Raw genomic sequence first — 16231 nt, forward strand, 5'->3', positions numbered from 1 at the left:
CGAGACCCCGGCCGGCCCGGCACCCGCGGCGGCCGGCCCCACCGCCCCCCACTCCGAGCAGGCCAGGCCCCCGAGTGACGGCGAGGACGGCGGCGCCCGTCCGCTGCGCCGCCGGGTACGCGGCGCCACGCTCGCCACCACACTGACCGACGCGGGACACTCGGCCGCACGCCGGGCCCCCCGTCAGACAGACGCAGAAGAAGTCCGCTCGGAACTCGACGAGTTCGAGGCCGCAGTGGAGCGGGCCAACCGTGACGTCGCGAGCGGCACGGCACCCGGTACGACGAACAGCCAAGCAGGGCTTCCGGAAGGAGCGGACCAGTGACATCGCCGACAGGTGGGACCCCGGCCGGACAGGACCCGCCCGCCGATCTGCGCGCCGCCGCAGCCGACTTCACCTGGCTGCTGAACCGTTTCGCCACCGAGACCGCGGGCGTGGTCGACGCCATCGCCGTATCCTCCGACGGCCTGCTCATCGCCGTCTCGCAACTGCGTGACGCGGCCGACTCCGAGCGGCTGGCGGCCATCGTCTCCGGCATCACGAGCCTGGCGGCGGGAGCCGCGGGCAACTACGGTCTCGGCGGTCTCAACAAGGTGATCATCGATCTGGAGGACGGCCATGTGCTGGTCTCCGCGATCGGCAGCGGCGCGGTACTCGGCGTCGTCACCTCCAAGGAAGCCAAGCTCGGCAACATCGCCTACGAGATGACGGTCTTCGCCAACCGCGCGGGCACCGCCCTCAGCCCGCAGCTCGTCCTCGAACTCAAGAACAGCGTCGCCGTCCCGTCCCCGCGCGGCCGGTCCTGGGACTAGCGAGGAGCGCGAGGAGAGCAGAAGGAGGAGGCAGGCACATGGCGGCCGGTGACACGCCAGTCGGCGAGGGGTCCCGTACGGGCTCCGCCGACGACCCGGTCGGCCGGGCACCCGCGGTACGGCCGTTCCTGGTCACCGCGGGCCGGGTGGCCGGCACCAGGTCGGGACCGCCGATCCCGGTCGAGACCCAGGTGGTGACGACCGCGGCCGGTGTCGGGGCGCTCGACGGACTCTCCTTCGAGGAGCACGACATCGTCGCGCTCTGCCGCGTACCGCAGTCGCTCGCGGAGATCGCCGCCAAGCTCCGCCTGCATCTGAACGTGGTCCGCGTGCTGGCCGAGGACCTCCAGTCCGGCGGCCATCTGTCGGTCTACGTTCCCAGCTCCGACATCGCCCAGGACATCTCCGTACTGCGAAGGGTTATCGATGGGCTCCGCACCATCCCCGACTCCAGGGGGGCATTACGTGACACCGAGTGACGCGGCGGGCCGGGGCGCCCGGATGCCCGACTCAGGGCTGCCGACCGCCGTCCGTCCGCCGCTGCCGGTGAAGATGGTGATCGCGGGCGGCTTCGGGGTCGGCAAGACCACCACCGTCGGGTCGATCTCCGAGATCAGGCCGCTGACCACGGAGGCGGCCATCACCGAGGTCGCCGCGGGCGTGGACGACCTCAGCCACACACCGCACAAGACGACCACCACGGTCGCCATGGACTTCGGCTGCATCACGATCGACGCGTCGCTGAAGCTCTACCTGTTCGGCACGCCGGGACAGGACCGCTTCGGCTTCATGTGGGACGACCTGGTGGAGGGCGCGCTCGGCGGGCTCGTCATCGTCGACACCCGGCGGCTCGACGACTGCTACGCCGCCGTCGACTACTTCGAGCACAAGGCGATCCCGTTCGCCGTCGCCGTCAACGCTTTCGACGGGCACGTCGAGCACGCCATGGACGAGGTGCGCTGGGCGCTGGACATCGCCGAGCAGGTGCCGGTGTTCACCTTCGACGCGCGCGAGCGCGGTTCGGTACGGGACGCGCTGCTGGTGGTCCTGGAGCTGGCGCTGGCGCGCGCGGAGGGCTGAGCGGGGGCCGTTGCCGTACGGCCCCCGACCGTTCCCCCGCCGTTCCCCCACCGTTCCCCCACCGCTCGGTCAGCCGCTGCGGCGCACTCCCGGGGACACCACGAGCCGGTTGACCAGCCAGAACAGGCCGATCGTGGCGAGGGCGAGGCACGCCACCAGGGTCGCCCCGCCGACGACCTTCTCGTAGTCGCGCTGGTAGAGGCCGTCGATGATGTAGCGGCCGACACCGCCGAAGCTGACGTACGCGGCGATCGACGCGGTGGAGACCACCTGGATCGCCGCGGAGCGCAGGCCGCTGAGGATCAGCGGGAGCGCGACCGGCAGTTCGACCTGGAAGAGCACGCTCGTGGTGCTCATGCCCATGCCGCGGGCCGCGTCGACCGGCGAGGGGTCGACGGTGCGCACGGCCTCGTAGGTGGTGACCAGGATCGGCGGCACCGCCAGCGCGACCAGCGGGATCATCACCGGGGTCAGGCCGATGCCGACCCAGACGGTGATCAGCACCAGCAGGCCGAAGCTGGGCAGCGCCCGCGCGGCGGTCGCGATGGCCGCCAGCGCGTTCCCGCCGCGTCCGGTGTGGCCGGTGAACATGCCGATCGGCAGTCCGATGGCGGCGGCGATGGCGAGGGCCATGAGGCTGTACTGGACGTGCTCGAACAGCCGGTGCGGGATGCCGTCGGCGCCGTGCCAGTGTGAGCCGTCGCTGAAGAAGGCGTTGACGAAGTGCAGGACGTTCATCGGGCGGCGTCCTTCAGGGTGGGCGCGGTGGGCGCGGGGCGTGAGGTGGGCTCCGCCGGTTCCGACAGCGGTACGCCCTTGCGCCTGGCCTGTCCGCCGCGCGGCATCCACGGCGTGAGCAGCATGCGGATCAGGACCAGTACGCCGTCGACCGCCATGCCCAGCACGGCGATGGAGACCACGGAGGTCACCACGAGCGGTGTGCGGTGGTAGAACATGCCGTCGGTGAGCAGATTGCCGAGCGCCCCCTGGTTGCCGATCAGGGCGCCGACGCTGACCAGGCTGATGCTGGACACGGCCGCGACCCGCAGCCCGGCGAAGATCGCGGGCACCGCGATGGGCAACTGCACCTGGAGGTAACGGCGTCCGGGGCCGAGCCCCATGGCGGTCGCGGCGGCCATCGTCTCCTCGGGCACCGACCGAACGCCGTCCACGATCGCCGGGACCAGCAGCACGAGGCTGTAGACGGTCAGCGGGATCATCACGGTGGTCTCGGTCGCGCCGGTGTAGTCGATGAGGACGACGAAGAAGGCGAGCGACGGGATCGCGTACAGCACGGTCGTGACCCACAGCACGGGCGAGTAGATCCACTTGAAGCGGACGCAGAGCTGGGCGACCGGCAGCGCGATGAGCATGCCGAAGAGCACCGGGAGCAGCGCCTCGCGCAAGTGCAGGCCGATCAGGCCGAGATAGGAGTGCTGGAGGTCGCTGGGGATTCTGAAGTACTCGCTCATCGGGCGGCCTTGGCAGCGGTCTCCGGGCCGGCGCCGGCCGGGTCCGCGGCCTTCGCGGCCTTCGCGGCGGACTTGCCGGACCCGCCGGACGCGGCGGGCTTCGCGGCGGGCTTGCCCGCGCCGCGTTCCGCGTGGGCGCCCCGGATGGCCTCGGCGATCGTCGTCTGCGAGGTGACGCCGACCACCCGCCCGGTGTCGTCCACGGCGACCGCCCAGCCGGTGGGCGAGAGCACCGCGCAGTCCAGCGCGTCGCGCAGCGACTCCTCGCCGAAGACGAACGGGCGTCCGTGCGGCAGCAGATCGGCGCGGTCCAGCCGGTCGGCGCCCTTGGCGGCGGCGGCGGGCTCGGTCCAGCCGATCGGCCTGCCGTCGGTGTCGGTGACCAGGAGGTACGGGGCGTCCGACGCCGCGGTGCGCTCGGCGACCTGGGCGGCGCTGGAGTCGACGGCGATGATCGGCGCGGTGGTGAGTTCGAGTCCCGCCGAGGTGAAGAAGGACAGCCGGCGGATGCCGCGGTCGGTGCCGAGGAAGTCCTCGACGAACGCGTCGGCGGGGGCGGTCAGCAGCTCGTCCGGCGGCGCGTACTGGGCGAGTTTCCCGCCGGTCCGCAGCACCGCGACCATGTCGCCGAGCTTGATCGCCTCGTCGATGTCGTGCGTGACGAAGACGATGGTCTTGCCCAACTCGGCCTGGATACGCAGCAGTTCGGCCTGGAGTCCCTTGCGGACGATCGGGTCGACCGCGGAGAAGGGCTCGTCCATCAGCAGGACGGGCGGGTCGGCGGCGAGCGCCCTGGCCACGCCGACGCGCTGCTGCTGGCCGCCGGAGAGCTGGTACGGGTAGCGCTTGGCCATCGAGGCGTCCAGACCGACCCGTTCCATCAGGTCCCTGGCGCGCTTCCTGGCCCGGTTGCGGTCCCAGCCCAGCATGCGCGGCACGGTCGCGATGTTGTCCACGATGGTGCGGTGCTGGAAGAGCCCGGCGTTCTGGATCACGTAACCCATCGACCGGCGCAGCGCGTTGACCGGCTGCGCGTGGATGTCGGTGCCGTCCAGCAGGATCCGGCCACCGCTGGGCTCGACCATCCGGTTGATCATCCGCAGGGTGGTGGTCTTCCCGCAGCCGGAGGGTCCGACCAGCACGGTGATCGAGCCGTCGGGTATGTCAAGGGAGAGTTCGTCGACCGCCACAGTGCCGTCGGGGTAGCGCTTGGTCACCGCATCTATCTGTATCAAGTTCCTGATCCCCTTCGGGGCTGGGCTTGGGGGGACTGTTTCCGGCCGTCGCGCGGAAAGCCTATCCCGCACATGTGTCCGTTCCGGGGAACATCCGTCCCATGGGACGCGGGGCGGCCGTCTTGACATGGGCAGGCCATAGGGGTGTTCTGGTCTCGACCAAGGCCCGAAGGACAGCACGTGGCCGGACCCCGCGGCCCGGCCAGGTCCCCGGGCCTGGTCACCCCCCACCATCCGTCGCACAGGCGGCGTCCGAGCCGCCGGGAAGCGGAGCCATGCCCGCACACATGCCCGCGCACCTGTCCGCTCATCACGCGGTCCCCCACCGTCCGTCGCGCGTGCGTTCCTCGCGCGTCCTCGTCCTCGTGCTGTCCTGCCTGCTGCTGAGCCTGGTCCCCACGACCTTCAGGGCGCAGGCCGCGGCGGCGATCTGCAACACGTACTGCGACGCGCGCGATCCGGCCGCCGCACCTTCCGAGCGCGTGCCCGTCAGCGCCTCGATCTACTCCCGTACGATTCAACTTCATCTGGATGACAACGATGCCATGGGCTGGGCGTCCATCGGCAACGGCAATCCGGGCGACGAGGTCTGGCTCGACCGCTCCTTCGACGGCGGCGCCACCTGGTCGGACGGCAGCAAGCTCGGCGACACCGTCACACCCGCGGCCAACAGCGGCTGGCGCACGCTGATGTACAACGTGGACGACTGGAACACCAACGGGGTCGGCGCGCTGCGCGCCTGCGGCAAGGCGGGCGACCGTCCCGAGATCGCCTGCACCCAGTGGGCCAGGTCGAACTGGAACGCCTGGAGCCAGAGCACGGCCGCCGCCACCGCGCTGATGATGAAGTGGGACCGCGGCACCGGACTGTTCGGCGGCAACGGCTGGTGGACCGCGGCCAACGCGCTGACCTCGGTGATCGACAACATCCGCACCAGCGGCATGCCCAGCTACGGCTACGCGGTCTCGCGCACCTACGACCTCAACGTCAACGCGCGCGAGGGCCAGTTCAGGAACGACTACCTGGACGACACCGGCTGGTGGGGCCTGGCCTGGGTCGACGCGTACGACCTGACCGGCGACAGCCGCTACCTCAACACCGCCCGCGCCGACGCCGACCACATGTTCGGCTACTGGACGGGCAAGTGCGGCGGCGGAGTGCAGTGGAACGAGACGAACGCGTACAAGAACGCCATCACCAACGAGCTGTACCTCCAGCTCAACGCCGCGCTGCACAACCGGATCTCAGGTGACAGCGTCTACCTCGGGCGTGCGCGCGGCGAGTGGAGCTGGCTCCAGAGCAGCGGGATGATCAACTCCTCGCACATGGTCAACGACGGGCTCAACGACTCCTGCGTCAACAACGGCCAGCCGACGTGGACGTACAACCAGGGCGTGATCCTCGGCGGTCTGAGCGAGCTGTACAAGGCGACCGGCGACAGCGGGCTGCTGACCACCGCGCGCACCCTCGGCAACGCCTCGACCACGTCCGCCGCGGTCAACTCCGGCGGTGTGCTGCGCGAGCCGGGCGAGGGCGACTCGTGCGACAACGACGGCGCGTCGTTCAAGGGCGCGTACGTCCGGGGGCTGCGCGACCTCAACAAGCAGCTCTCCGACCACCCGTACAGCGGCTATCTGCACACGCAGGCGAACGCGGCGCACGCCAACGACCGCAACGCGCTGGATGTGTACGGGCCGCACTGGAACGGGCCGCTGGCCGGGACCGGTTACGGCTGCCAGCAGAGCGCGCTGGACGCGCTCAACGCGTCCGAGGCGAGCTGATGTCCGTGGCGTGAGCGTCAAACGCCGCCGCCCGCCCCGGAGTCCGGGACGGGCGGCGGCTTCGCGCGGTCGGTGTGTCAGCCGACCGAGAGGGCGAACACGTGGAAGCCGCTGTCGTTCGGCAGCGTCACCGTGGCGACCGTCTTGGCCGGGTCGAGCGCGCCGCCCGTGGTGTACAGGCTGACGGCGTGGTCGCCCAGCGTGTCACCGGGCGGGCGGTTCCAGTTGGCCGTGGTGACCGCCAACTGGCTGTTGCCGCTGGCCGCGTTGCTGTACCAGTCGGGCAGGACGACCGCGAGGTCCGTGCTCGTGCCGTCGGTGTAGGTCACCGTGACCGTCCCGGCGTGCGTGGAGCTGATGCCCGTGCCGAGCAGGCCGAGGCGGGCGCCCCGGCCCTGCACGCGGATCACCTGTCCGGCCGCCGCCACGTTGTCGGGCTGGCCCGGCCGCGTGTCCGGCCAGGTGTACGGCAGTCCGCCCGCGGTCACCGTGGCGCCCGGCGTGTAGCCGACCGCCGCCAGTTGGGTGGCGGAGAAGCTGTAGCCCGCGGGGTCGAGGGTGCCCGTGCCCGGGTCGCTGTCGGCGCTGATCCCCTTGTTGTTGTACGCGGCGGCCGTCGTCGCGTACGGGACGGTGGTCGTGGCGGTCGCGGTCCTGCTCTGCCTGCCGCCGAGGTCGTACGTCGCCTTCCCGGTCAGCGTGGCCGCGCCCGGCACCGCGTTCGCGGGCGCCTTGACGACCCAGGTGGCGCTCACCGAGGAGTGCGGCGCGACGGTACGGCCAACGGCCTTGCCCGGTGCGGGTGTTGCCGTCCATCCGGCCGGGACCTTCAGGCTCAGCGCGAGGTCGCGCACGGTCGAGTCGCCGGTGTTGGTGAAGGTCTGCTTCACCGGGTAAGAGGCACCGGCGTCGGTGGTGGCGGGCACGGAGAGCGCGGTGTACTGCGCGCCGACCGTCCTGCTCACCGTCACCGCCGACTTCAGCGGGGTGTCGGCGGACGACTGGCCGACGTAGACCGGGTAACGGCCCTTGAGGACCGTCCAGTCGTGCGCGTCGTCGTCCCACGTCCTGAACGCGTCGGCGGACAGGGTCAGCCGTACGGTCTTCGTCCGGCCCGGCTTGAGCTGGACCTTGGCGAAGGTCTTCAAGGCTTTCGGCGGCTCGCCGGACCCGGCCGGGTAGCCGATGTAGAGCTGCACCACGTCGGTGCCGGTGCGGCGGCCGGTGTTGGTGACGTCCACCGAGACGCGGACCGGCCCGGTGCCGCGGGCGGTGGCCTCGACCCGGTCGTGGTCGATCCTGAGGTGGGACTGCTTGAAGGTGGTGTACGACAGGCCGTAGCCGAACGGGAAGAGCGGGGTCTGGCCCTGCTGGTCGTACCAGCGGTAGCCGACGTCCAGGCGTTCGCTGTAGTCGTACACGCCGTTGACCGCGGGGTAGCGGCCGGGCGCGGCGGCGACGGCGGTCTGCGTGTCGGACGCCGGGAAGCTGACGGGCAGCCGGCCGCCGGGCTCGGCGTCGCCGGTGAGCAGCGCGGCCAGCGCGTTGCCGTCCTCCTGGCCCGGATACCACATGTCGAGCACGGCGGGGACGTCGGAGAGCCACGGCATGAGCACCGGCGCTCCGGCCCTGACGACCACGACGGTACGGGGGTTGGCGGCGGCGACCGCGCGGATCAGGTCGTCCTCGTTGCCGGGGAGCGCCAGCGTCGTACGGTCGGAGCCCTCGCTGGAGGAGTCGCCGACCACGACGACGGCCGCGTCGGCCTTGGCGGCGGCGTCGGCCGCGGCCTGGACGGTCGGGTCGGGCAGTCCCGCCCCGGACCAGCCGACGGTCACCGAGGCGTTCTGGGCGCTGTCGTAGTACTCGACGCGCAGGCTGTGCGGCTCGCCGGCGGTGAGCTGGACGGGCGCGCTCTTGACCGTACTGGCCGCGTGGTCGGACCAGTTGTCGACGATGAGCTGTCCGTCGAGGTAGATCCGGCTGCCGTCGTCGCTGGTCGCGGAGAAGGTGTACGCGGCGGTGGCGGGTGCGGTGACCGTGCCGGTCCAGCGGGCGGAGAAGTCGTCGACGGGGATGCCGTCGGCCGGGGAGCCGAGGACCCAGTCGAAGTCGATGTTCGGGTCGTCGCGGGTGACCGCGGGCGTCCCGGAGAGCGTCTTGTTCGCGAAGTACTCGCCCTTGAGGCCGGTGAGCGCGGAGGCCGGGATCGCCGGGAAGCCGCCCGCGCCGCCCGCCTTCACCGAGGTGACGTCGACTCCGGTGCCCAGCCTGGCCTTCAGCCCCGAGACCGGGTCGACCTTCTTGTACGGGGTGACCGCGGAGCTGCCTCCGCCGCCGGTGACCGCGGTCTCGGCGTTCGGGCCGATGACGGCCAGCGACGTCAGCTTCCGGGTGTCAAGCGGCAGCGTGTCGCCGCTGTTCTTCAGCAGGACGCTGCCGTCCTCGGCCGCCTGGCGCGCGAAGGCGCTGTCGGCCTCGTAGTCGACGGTGGCCGGGGTCTTCCGGTCGAACTGCCCGGTGCGGAACTCCAGTCGCAGGATGCGGCGGGCCGCGTCGTCCAGGACGGACTGCGGGACCTGGCCGGCCGCGACGGCCGCCGGGAGCTGCTGGAAGTAGGTGGTGCCGCTGAACTCCTGGTCGAGACCGGCCAGTGCGGAGGCCACGGTGCTGTGGTTGGCCGGGTAGTCGGTGTCGACGACGCCGTCGTACTTCCAGGTGTCGATCAGGATGTCGCGCAGGATCTGCGCGTTCTCGCAGGCGTAGGTGCCGTTGACCTTGTTGTAGGCGCACATCAGGGACCAGACGTTCGCGTCCTTGACGGCCTTCTCGAAGGCGGGCAGGTAGATCTCGTGCAGCGTCCGCTCGTCGATGTTCGAGCTGGTCGTCGTGCGGCCGTTCTCCTGGTTGTTGCCCGCGTAGTGCTTGACCTGCGCGGCGACGCCCTGCTTCTGGATGCCGTCGATCTCGGACGCGCCGATGTCACCGGCCAGCGCCGGGTCCTCGCCGAACGTCTCGAAGTCGCGCCCGCCGAGCGGGGTGCGCACGATGTTCACCATGGGGCCGTATATGACCTGGTAGCCGCGGGACTTGGCCTCCGAGCCCATCACCGTGCCGTACCGCCTGGCGAGTTCGGTGTCGAAGGACGCGGCCAGCGAGACCGGGGACGGCAGCGCGGTGGCGGGCTGCCCGTCGCGTACGCCGCCGGGCCCGTCGGTGAACTGTGTGCCGGGGATGCCGAGCCGGTCGATGCCCGGTATGTAGCCGGTGGCGTGCGAACCGCTCGGCACGCCCACCGCCGTCATGAGCGTGGCCTTCTCGGTGTTGGTCAGCTGCCCGAGCAGCAGGTCGATCCGTTTCTCCAGCGGGAGCCGGGAGTTGAGCCAGGGTTGCTGCCCGGCTCCGGCGGGCCCGGTGCTGCCGGACGCGGGTCCTGCCAGCGCCAGCGGTACGGCGAGGGCGGTGACAGCGGCTGCTGCGACCGCGAGACGAGCCATGCGCATACGTTCTCCAAAGGGGCGTCATTGCCGGCGAATTCAGGAGGTGAACGCAAACGCCTCGAAGTCTGCGCTCGCCCATGAAGAGCGTCAAGAACATGAACACGACACGCTGTTCTGAACGGCCTGACCCTTCGGGTCCCGGCATCGGCCCACGCTCCGGCGGCCGGGACTATCCGCGGTGGCGGGGGTCATAGGGGGCAGGGTGGCTCCGGGGCGGAGGGCGGGGGATCATGGGGGCGGACGACGGGCGGGCGAGCGGAGGTACGGGCGTGACGGCGGCGTTGGTGGTGCAGCACGGGGCTTCCGGGGGGCCCGGCCGGTGGGAGGGGTGGCTGGGCGAGGGCGGCGTCGGCGTGGACGTGGTCGCCGCGTACGACGGCGAGAAGGTGCCCGACCGGCTGGGGCGGCGGCCCCTGATCGTGCTCGGCGGCGGCTATCTGCCCGACGACGACGAGCGGGCCCCGTGGCTGGCCGCGACGCGCGAGCTGGTGCGGCAGGCGCTGGAGGCCGGCACACCGGTGTTCGGGATCTGCCTCGGCGGCCAGATGCTGGCGCAGGTCGCGGGCGGCGCGGTGCGCGGCGAGCACGGGCGGCCCGAATTCGGCAGCACGACACTGACGCTGCGTCAGGAGGCGGCGGACGACCCGCTGTTCACCGGGCTGCCCGAGCGCCCCACCGCGATCGAGAACCATGTGGACGCCATCGTCGAACTGCCGGACGGCGCGCGGTGGCTGGCCGAGAGCGAGCGCTGCCCGTACCAGGCGTTCCGGGTCGGCGAGAACGCCTGGGGCGTTCAGTTCCACCCGGAGACCACGGCGGACCGCATCCGCGGGTGGAACGTCGAACGCCTTCAGCGGCACGGCGTGGACCGCGACGAGCTGCACCGCGCCGCCGTGCGGGACGACGCGGCCGCGGCAGGCGTATGGCGTCAGGTGGCGTTGCGCTTCGCCGCCGTCGCCTCGGCGGCGTGATCACCTCGTGCGGGTGTCACTCCACGGGGCGTAGATCCTCGGCCCACTCCAGTGACACGAGCACCGTCTCGACCCTGGAGCGCAGCCCCAGCTTCCGGGTGATGCTCGTCAGATGCGCCTTCACGGTGCGCTCGGCGATACCGAGCCGGGAGGCGAGTGCCCTGTTGCCCTCGCCGAAGCCCATGACGCTCAGTACCTCGCGCTCGCGGGGGGTGAGGGTGCTGAGCGCCGAGCGCTCCAGCGGCGCGAGACCCGCGCCGCCACCCCGTCCCCTGTCGAACCGACTCAATCCTTGACGGTCAGTAAGAAGCTTGTCCCCGTACACGCTACTCCCCAACTCCCAATGAAGACCTTCAACGCAGAAGGTGCCGAATGGGCTGAACACGCCAATCGCCCGACCGAATTTGACCGTTCATATCGTCACTCCCTCCGCCGGGCTTCATGAGCTCGCGGTGATCGACCTGAAATTGACGCTCCGCCCACTCCCCGACAGTAAACAACGGGGGCTGTCCGCCGCCCGGTTCAGGGGAGGCAATCAGGTGACCTACGCCACATACGTGACACCCTGATCCGGGTTTAGCAGCGACGATGCGTCAACTCCCCAGGCCAGAAGGGCAGTTGCGTGAAATGGTTGAAAGCTGAACACCATTCGCGCGGGAGCGCTCCCGCTTCCCATTGGCGCTCCGTTTGGTACTCCGTTCGGCGCTCCGTGAGCGCGGCGGATTGTGAAGCCGCGCGCATAGGGATATCCCTACGGATTTCCGGCGGGCCTTACCTCCTGTGAGCGCACTGTGCAGACTCCACCCGGGGTGCCACCCACGCCACCCGCCTTCCGACCCTCCGCCGTCGGCTCATCCGCCTACCCCACAAGAGGATCCGATGAGAAACAGACTTCTGTCCCTGGTCGCCGCCGCGGGCGTCCTCGTCGCGGGCGGCGCGGTCGCCGCGGCGCCCGCGCAGGCCGCACCACCCCCGCGGACCGCCCCCCAGGCCGCCCCGGCCGCCTGCACCCCCACCCAGGTGATCGCCAACGGCGGCTTCGAGCCCGGCAGTTCACCCTGGACGGGCTCCACCGGCGTGATCACCACCGGCGGCGGGCAGAGCGCGCACGCGGGCACCCAGTTCGCCTGGCTCAACGGGTACGGCTCCACGCACACCGAGAGCCTGTCGCAGGCCGTCACGATCCCCGCCGGGTGCTCGGCCGCCAGCCTGACCTTCTGGCTGCACATCGACACCGCGGAGACCACGACCACCACCGCCTACGACAAGCTGACCGCGAAGATCGGCAGTACCACGCTGGCGACGTACTCCAACCTCAACGCGGCCACCGGCTATGTGCAGCGGACCGTCGACGTGTCCGCGTATCTCGGGCAGAGCGTCACCCTCGCCTTCACCGGCACCGAGGACTCCAGCCTCCAGACCAGCTTCGTCCTGGACGACATCGCGCTGAGCACCTCGGGCGACACCACACCGCCTCCGGCGGCCGACGCGACACGTACGCCCGCGGCGCCCGCGTACACCGTCAGCCTGACCAGCGACACGACCGGCGGCACCTGGAACGGCCACGAGAGCGTGAACTTCACCAACGCCTCGGCCACACCGCTCACCGAGGTGTACCTGCGGCTGTGGGACAACTACCACGGCAGTTGCCCGACGACGCCGATCACCGTCACCAACGTGACCGGCGGCACCGCGTCCGCCCTGACGGTCAACTGCACCGCGCTGAAGGTGACGTTGCCCGCGGCGCTCGCCCAAGGACAGAGCGGCACGGTCGCGTTCGACCTGAAGATCGTGGTGCCCAGCGGGGCCGACCGGTTCGGCAAGGACGGCTCCTTCAGCTTCATCGGCAACGCGCTGCCGGTGCTGGCGATCCGGGACGCGGCGGGCTGGCACCTCGACCCGTACACCAACAACGGCGAGGCGTTCTACTCGCTGGCCGCCGACTTCTCGGTGACGCTCGACCACCCGACGGGCATCTCCGTCCCGGCGACCGGCACCTCGGTGGACACCCCCGGCGCCTCCGGCCGTACCGTCACCAAGGCGACGGCGAGCAAGGTCCGTGACTTCGCCTGGGCCGCCGGTCCGTTCAGCAAGGTGTCCGGTACGTCGCCGGGCGGCGTGAAGGTGAACGTGTACGCGGTGAGCGGCATCAGCACCGCCAACTCCAACTCCATGCTCACCGTTTCGGAGAACGCGGTGGACGCGCACGCGGGCCGCTTCGGCGCGTACCCGTACAGCGAGATCGACGCCGTGCTGGACAACAACTTCTGGTTCGGCGGGATGGAGTACCCGGGCTTCGTGCTCGACCTGGTCGACACCACCGCGCTGACCCACGAGATCGGGCACCAGTGGTGGTACGGGATCGTCGGCGACGACGAGTACAACAGCCCGTGGCTGGACGAGTCGTTCGCGGACTACTCCACCGACCTGGCGCTCGGCAAGACCGGCGCGAACTGCTGGAACAGCGTCTCCTGGGCGTCCTCCGCCGAGAAGATCACCAACTCGATGGCGTACTGGGACGCGCACTCCTCGCGCTACGGCACGGTCGTCTACAACTACGGCAAGTGCGCCCTGCACGACCTGCGGCGCCTCATCGGCGACACCACGATGACCCAACTCCTGCGCGGCTACGCGCAGTCGCACTGGTACGGCGTCTCCACCACCGCGGAGTTCAAGGCCGCGGCCCAGGCGGCGACCACGGTCGACCTGACGTCCTTCTGGACGCAGCACCGGATCGACGGCTAGGGCCCTTCGAACAGGGGGGCCGGGTCCGGGTCCAGGCCCGGCCGGGGCCCGGCCCCCTGTTGCTCGCCCCCGTCCGGGAGCCGCGGCGGTTTCCGGACGGGGTGCCCCAAAACGCGTCGCCTTCCGCGGCCGTCACGCCTTCTTGACAGGTGCACGATCGAAGCTGATGATCGGGGCCCACGCCGTGTCGGGAGGGCCCCGGGCATGACAGAAGCGACGCGTTCCGCAGGCAGGACCGCCGCCCGCCCCACCCCCACGAGGCGGGCTGCGGTCCGCAGCCGCGCCGCCCTGATGACCGCCGCGCGGGCCGCGCTCGGCGGCGGCGCCGGGGTGCTGCTCACCGGCCCCGCCGGAATCGGCCGCAGCACCCTCCTGGCGACCCTGGCCGAGGAACAGGCCAGCGCGGGCCACCGCGTCCTGCGCTGCGCCCCCTCCCCCGCCGAACGCCACCTCCCCTACGTCGCCCTCATCGACCTGCTCTCCGACGTCGAGGACGCGGCCTTCGCCGACCTCCCACCCCCCGAACGCGCCGCCCTCCACACCGCCCTCCACCGCCCGGCCCCGGGCACGACGCCGAGCGCGGAGCCGGGGACGACACCGGTCGCCGGGCCGGGGGCGGCGGCGGGCGCCGAACCAGCCGGGTCGGGGGCCGCTCAGCCCGATCCGCTCACCCTGTGTCTCGCGCTGCTCCGCCTCCTCACCTCGCTCTGCGCCCGCTCCCGCGTGGTGCTGGCAGTCGATGACGCCCAGTGGCTCGACGACCGGAGCGCGGGCGTGCTCGGCTTCGTCGTCCGCCGCGCCGGGCGGCTGCCGTTGACCACGCTTGCCGCTCGCCGGGGGACGGCGGCCGGGTGGGACGGAGCCGAGGGCGCCGCCGTGTTCGAGGTGCCGCCGATGGGCGAGCGGGAGACGGGGGCGCTGCTGAGCGAGCGGGGGGTCGTCGGCGGCGCGGGCTTCGTCGCGCGGGTGCACCGCGAGAGCGGCGGGAATCCTTATGTGGCGCTGGAGTTGGCCCGCGCGGTCGCGGAGCCGGACGGGGGCGGGACGCTCCAAGTGCCGGGCCCGCTGCGGGAGTCGATGCTCGGCAGGGTGGCGGCGCTGGACGCGGAGGCACGCGCGACGCTGCTCGCCGCGAGCGCCGCCGAGCGGCCGACCGTACGGCTGCTGCGCCGGGCGGGGCGGGAGAACGCGGTGGCCGAACTGGCCGAGGCGGTACGGCAGGGGGTCGTGGAGCCGGTGCCGGACGGCGGGACGGTGCGCTTCGTACCGCCGCTGCTGGCGCGGGTGGTGTACGAGGACGCGGAGCCCGACGAGCGGCGCCGTGTGCACACGGCGCTCGCTGCGGCGGCCGGTGATCCGGTCGAACGGGCCCACCACCTGGCCTCGTTGACGCCCGGCTGGGACGCGGAGGTGGCCGCCGCGCTGTCGGCGGCGGCGACCGCGGCGCGCCGCCGGGGCTCCCCCGCGACCGCGGCGCGGCTCGGACGGCTCGCGGCCGACCGTACTCCGCCGGGGGACGCGACGGCTGAGACCGACCGGCTGCTGACGGCGGCGGAGGACGCGGTCGCGGCGGGCGACTACCCGCTGGCCCGCCGTATCGCGCACGAGGTGCTGCACGAGCCGCCGGCCGAACCGGGCAGGCCCGCGGACCGGGTCAGGGCGTGGATGGTCATCGTGGACTCGTGCGGGCAGGCGATGGCCGAAGTGGCGGACGTCTTCCCGCAGGCGCTCGAGGACGCGCGGGACGACCCGCGGCTGCTGGCCCAGTTGCACCACCGGATGAGCTGGCGGGCCTGGATGGTGGAGGGCACAGCGGCCAAGGCCCATACGCACGCGGCGCGTTCGGCCGTACTGGCCAGGAGCGCGGGCGACCGCCGCACCGAACTGTCGGCGCTCAGCCAGCAGGCGGCCGTCGAGTTCTATCTCGGCCGCCCGGAGGCCGAGGACACGCTGGCCGCCGCGCTGGCGGGGCCGCAGGACCCGCGGGTGCTCTTCGACCACAACGGCCCGGTCTTCCTCAAGCACCGCCGCCATCTGCTGCACGACCGGCTGGACGACGCGCGGACCGAACTGCGGGCGCTGGTCTACACGGTGCGGCGGCGCGGCTCGGCCGAGAGCCTGTGCCAGTGCCTGTCGGGCCTCGCCCAGGTGGAGATCATGCGGGGCCGCTGCGAACGCGCCCTCGACCTGGCCCACCAGAGCCTGCGGGTCGCGGAGCAGGGCGGGTTGAGCCAGGGCCCCGCCTGGTACGCGGTCGCGCTCGCGGAGGCGGCGGGCGGCGGTACGGACCGGGCGCTGGCCGCCGCCGACCGGGCCAGACGGCACAGCGAGGACGACGACGACCAGCTCTTCCTGCCCAGGGCGCTGCACGCGGAGGGCCATGTGCGGCTGCTGCGCGGCGAGACGGCCGCGGCCGTGCACGCGCTCCAGCGGGCCAGGTTGCTGGAGACGGGACAGGGGCAGGGCGATCCGGCGATGCGCCGCTGGCAGGCGGATCTCGCGGAGGCGCTGGTCAGGTCGGGCGCCACCGACGAGGCCGCCGACCTGGTCGCCGCGACCCGCGCCCAGGCCGCCCGGCTCGGCCGTCGCGGGCTGCTCGCCGTACTCGACAGGGCCGCCGCGCTGGTCACCGAG

At 71.9% G+C, this 16231-nt stretch carries 12 protein-coding genes and 1 pseudogene; 8 read left to right on the forward strand and 5 right to left on the reverse strand.

Annotated features, from left to right (window positions below; genetic code table 11):
• The 4 genes and pseudogenes from BGM09_RS07465 to BGM09_RS07480 form a co-directional block, all read left to right on the forward strand.
• Positions 1-325 (forward strand): annotated as a pseudogene (locus BGM09_RS07465) (ATP-binding protein); the annotation flags it as partial.
• Positions 322-813, forward strand: a complete 492-nt coding sequence (locus BGM09_RS07470; protein ID WP_188280650.1) for a roadblock/LC7 domain-containing protein — start codon at positions 322-324, stop codon at positions 811-813. The pseudogene BGM09_RS07465 and the gene BGM09_RS07470, both read left to right, overlap by 4 nt.
• A 38-nt stretch (positions 814-851) precedes the next feature.
• Positions 852-1292 (forward strand): DUF742 domain-containing protein, encoded by a 441-nt coding sequence (locus BGM09_RS07475; protein WP_188280651.1) that lies wholly within the window; start codon positions 852-854, stop codon positions 1290-1292.
• A gap of 22 nt (positions 1293-1314) precedes the next feature.
• The gene (locus BGM09_RS07480) at positions 1315-1893 is read left to right on the forward strand and encodes a GTP-binding protein (protein WP_188280660.1); all 579 of its coding nucleotides are present in this window, start codon (positions 1315-1317) and stop codon (positions 1891-1893) included.
• 69 nt (positions 1894-1962) lie between these two features.
• Here the strand turns inward: BGM09_RS07480 and BGM09_RS07485 are convergent, their stop codons facing one another.
• Genes BGM09_RS07485 through BGM09_RS07495 form a run of 3 tightly spaced genes read right to left on the reverse strand, consistent with a single transcriptional unit; the run spans position 1963 to position 4600 of the window.
• Positions 1963-2631 (reverse strand): ABC transporter permease, encoded by a 669-nt coding sequence (locus BGM09_RS07485; protein ID WP_188280652.1) that lies wholly within the window; start codon positions 2629-2631, stop codon positions 1963-1965.
• Positions 2628-3365, reverse strand: a complete 738-nt coding sequence (locus tag BGM09_RS07490) for an ABC transporter permease (protein WP_188280653.1) — start codon at positions 3363-3365, stop codon at positions 2628-2630. Before BGM09_RS07490 ends, BGM09_RS07485 begins: the two co-directional genes overlap by 4 nt.
• On the reverse strand, positions 3362-4600 hold the full coding sequence (locus BGM09_RS07495) for an ABC transporter ATP-binding protein (RefSeq protein ID WP_188280654.1): 1239 nt from the start codon (positions 4598-4600) through the stop codon (positions 3362-3364). The genes BGM09_RS07490 and BGM09_RS07495 overlap by 4 nt, the downstream gene beginning before the upstream one ends.
• Positions 4601-4887: 287 nt before the next feature.
• Between BGM09_RS07495 and BGM09_RS07500 the strand changes: the two genes are divergently transcribed.
• Positions 4888-6381, forward strand: a complete 1494-nt coding sequence (locus tag BGM09_RS07500; protein ID WP_188280661.1) for a glycoside hydrolase family 76 protein — start codon at positions 4888-4890, stop codon at positions 6379-6381.
• A gap of 77 nt (positions 6382-6458) precedes the next feature.
• Here the strand turns inward: BGM09_RS07500 and BGM09_RS07505 are convergent, their stop codons facing one another.
• Positions 6459-9878 (reverse strand): glycoside hydrolase family 3 C-terminal domain-containing protein, encoded by a 3420-nt coding sequence (locus tag BGM09_RS07505; RefSeq protein WP_188280655.1) that lies wholly within the window; start codon positions 9876-9878, stop codon positions 6459-6461.
• A gap of 233 nt (positions 9879-10111) precedes the next feature.
• Here BGM09_RS07505 and BGM09_RS07510 point away from each other — a divergent pair, with 233 nt between their 5' ends.
• Positions 10112-10852, forward strand: a complete 741-nt coding sequence (locus BGM09_RS07510) for a type 1 glutamine amidotransferase (RefSeq protein WP_188280656.1) — start codon at positions 10112-10114, stop codon at positions 10850-10852.
• 16 nt (positions 10853-10868) lie between these two features.
• On the opposite strand, the gene BGM09_RS07515 is transcribed toward BGM09_RS07510, so the two are convergent.
• Positions 10869-11141, reverse strand: coding sequence for a helix-turn-helix domain-containing protein (locus BGM09_RS07515; RefSeq protein WP_188280657.1), 273 nt, complete (start codon positions 11139-11141; stop codon positions 10869-10871).
• A 590-nt stretch (positions 11142-11731) separates the two neighbouring features.
• Here BGM09_RS07515 and BGM09_RS07520 point away from each other — a divergent pair.
• Positions 11732-13597, forward strand: a complete 1866-nt coding sequence (locus tag BGM09_RS07520; protein ID WP_188280658.1) for a M1 family aminopeptidase — start codon at positions 11732-11734, stop codon at positions 13595-13597.
• Positions 13598-13801: 204 nt separating this feature from the next.
• Positions 13802-16231 (forward strand): AAA family ATPase (locus tag BGM09_RS38460; protein WP_188280659.1); only part of this gene is annotated, 2430 nt, incomplete at its 3' end.

It is taken from the genome of Streptomyces sp. CBMA29 (assembly GCF_014596445.1).
Classification (GTDB): domain Bacteria; phylum Actinomycetota; class Actinomycetes; order Streptomycetales; family Streptomycetaceae; genus Actinacidiphila.

Excerpts from the sequence above, each read along its gene's own strand:
- BGM09_RS07475 (WP_188280651.1), top strand. The coding sequence starts at position 852 with ATGGCGGCCGGTGACACGCCAGTCGGCGAGGGGTCCCGTACGGGCTCC.
- BGM09_RS07480 (WP_188280660.1), top strand. The coding sequence starts at position 1,315 with ATGCCCGACTCAGGGCTGCCGACCGCCGTCCGTCCGCCGCTGCCGGTG.
- BGM09_RS07485 (WP_188280652.1), bottom strand. The coding sequence starts at position 2,631 with ATGAACGTCCTGCACTTCGTCAACGCCTTCTTCAGCGACGGCTCACAC.
- BGM09_RS07490 (WP_188280653.1), bottom strand. The coding sequence starts at position 3,365 with ATGAGCGAGTACTTCAGAATCCCCAGCGACCTCCAGCACTCCTATCTC.
- BGM09_RS07500 (WP_188280661.1), top strand. The coding sequence starts at position 4,888 with ATGCCCGCGCACCTGTCCGCTCATCACGCGGTCCCCCACCGTCCGTCG.
- BGM09_RS07505 (WP_188280655.1), bottom strand. The coding sequence starts at position 9,878 with ATGGCTCGTCTCGCGGTCGCAGCAGCCGCTGTCACCGCCCTCGCCGTA.
- BGM09_RS07510 (WP_188280656.1), top strand. The coding sequence starts at position 10,112 with ATGGGGGCGGACGACGGGCGGGCGAGCGGAGGTACGGGCGTGACGGCG.
- BGM09_RS07520 (WP_188280658.1), top strand. The coding sequence starts at position 11,732 with ATGAGAAACAGACTTCTGTCCCTGGTCGCCGCCGCGGGCGTCCTCGTC.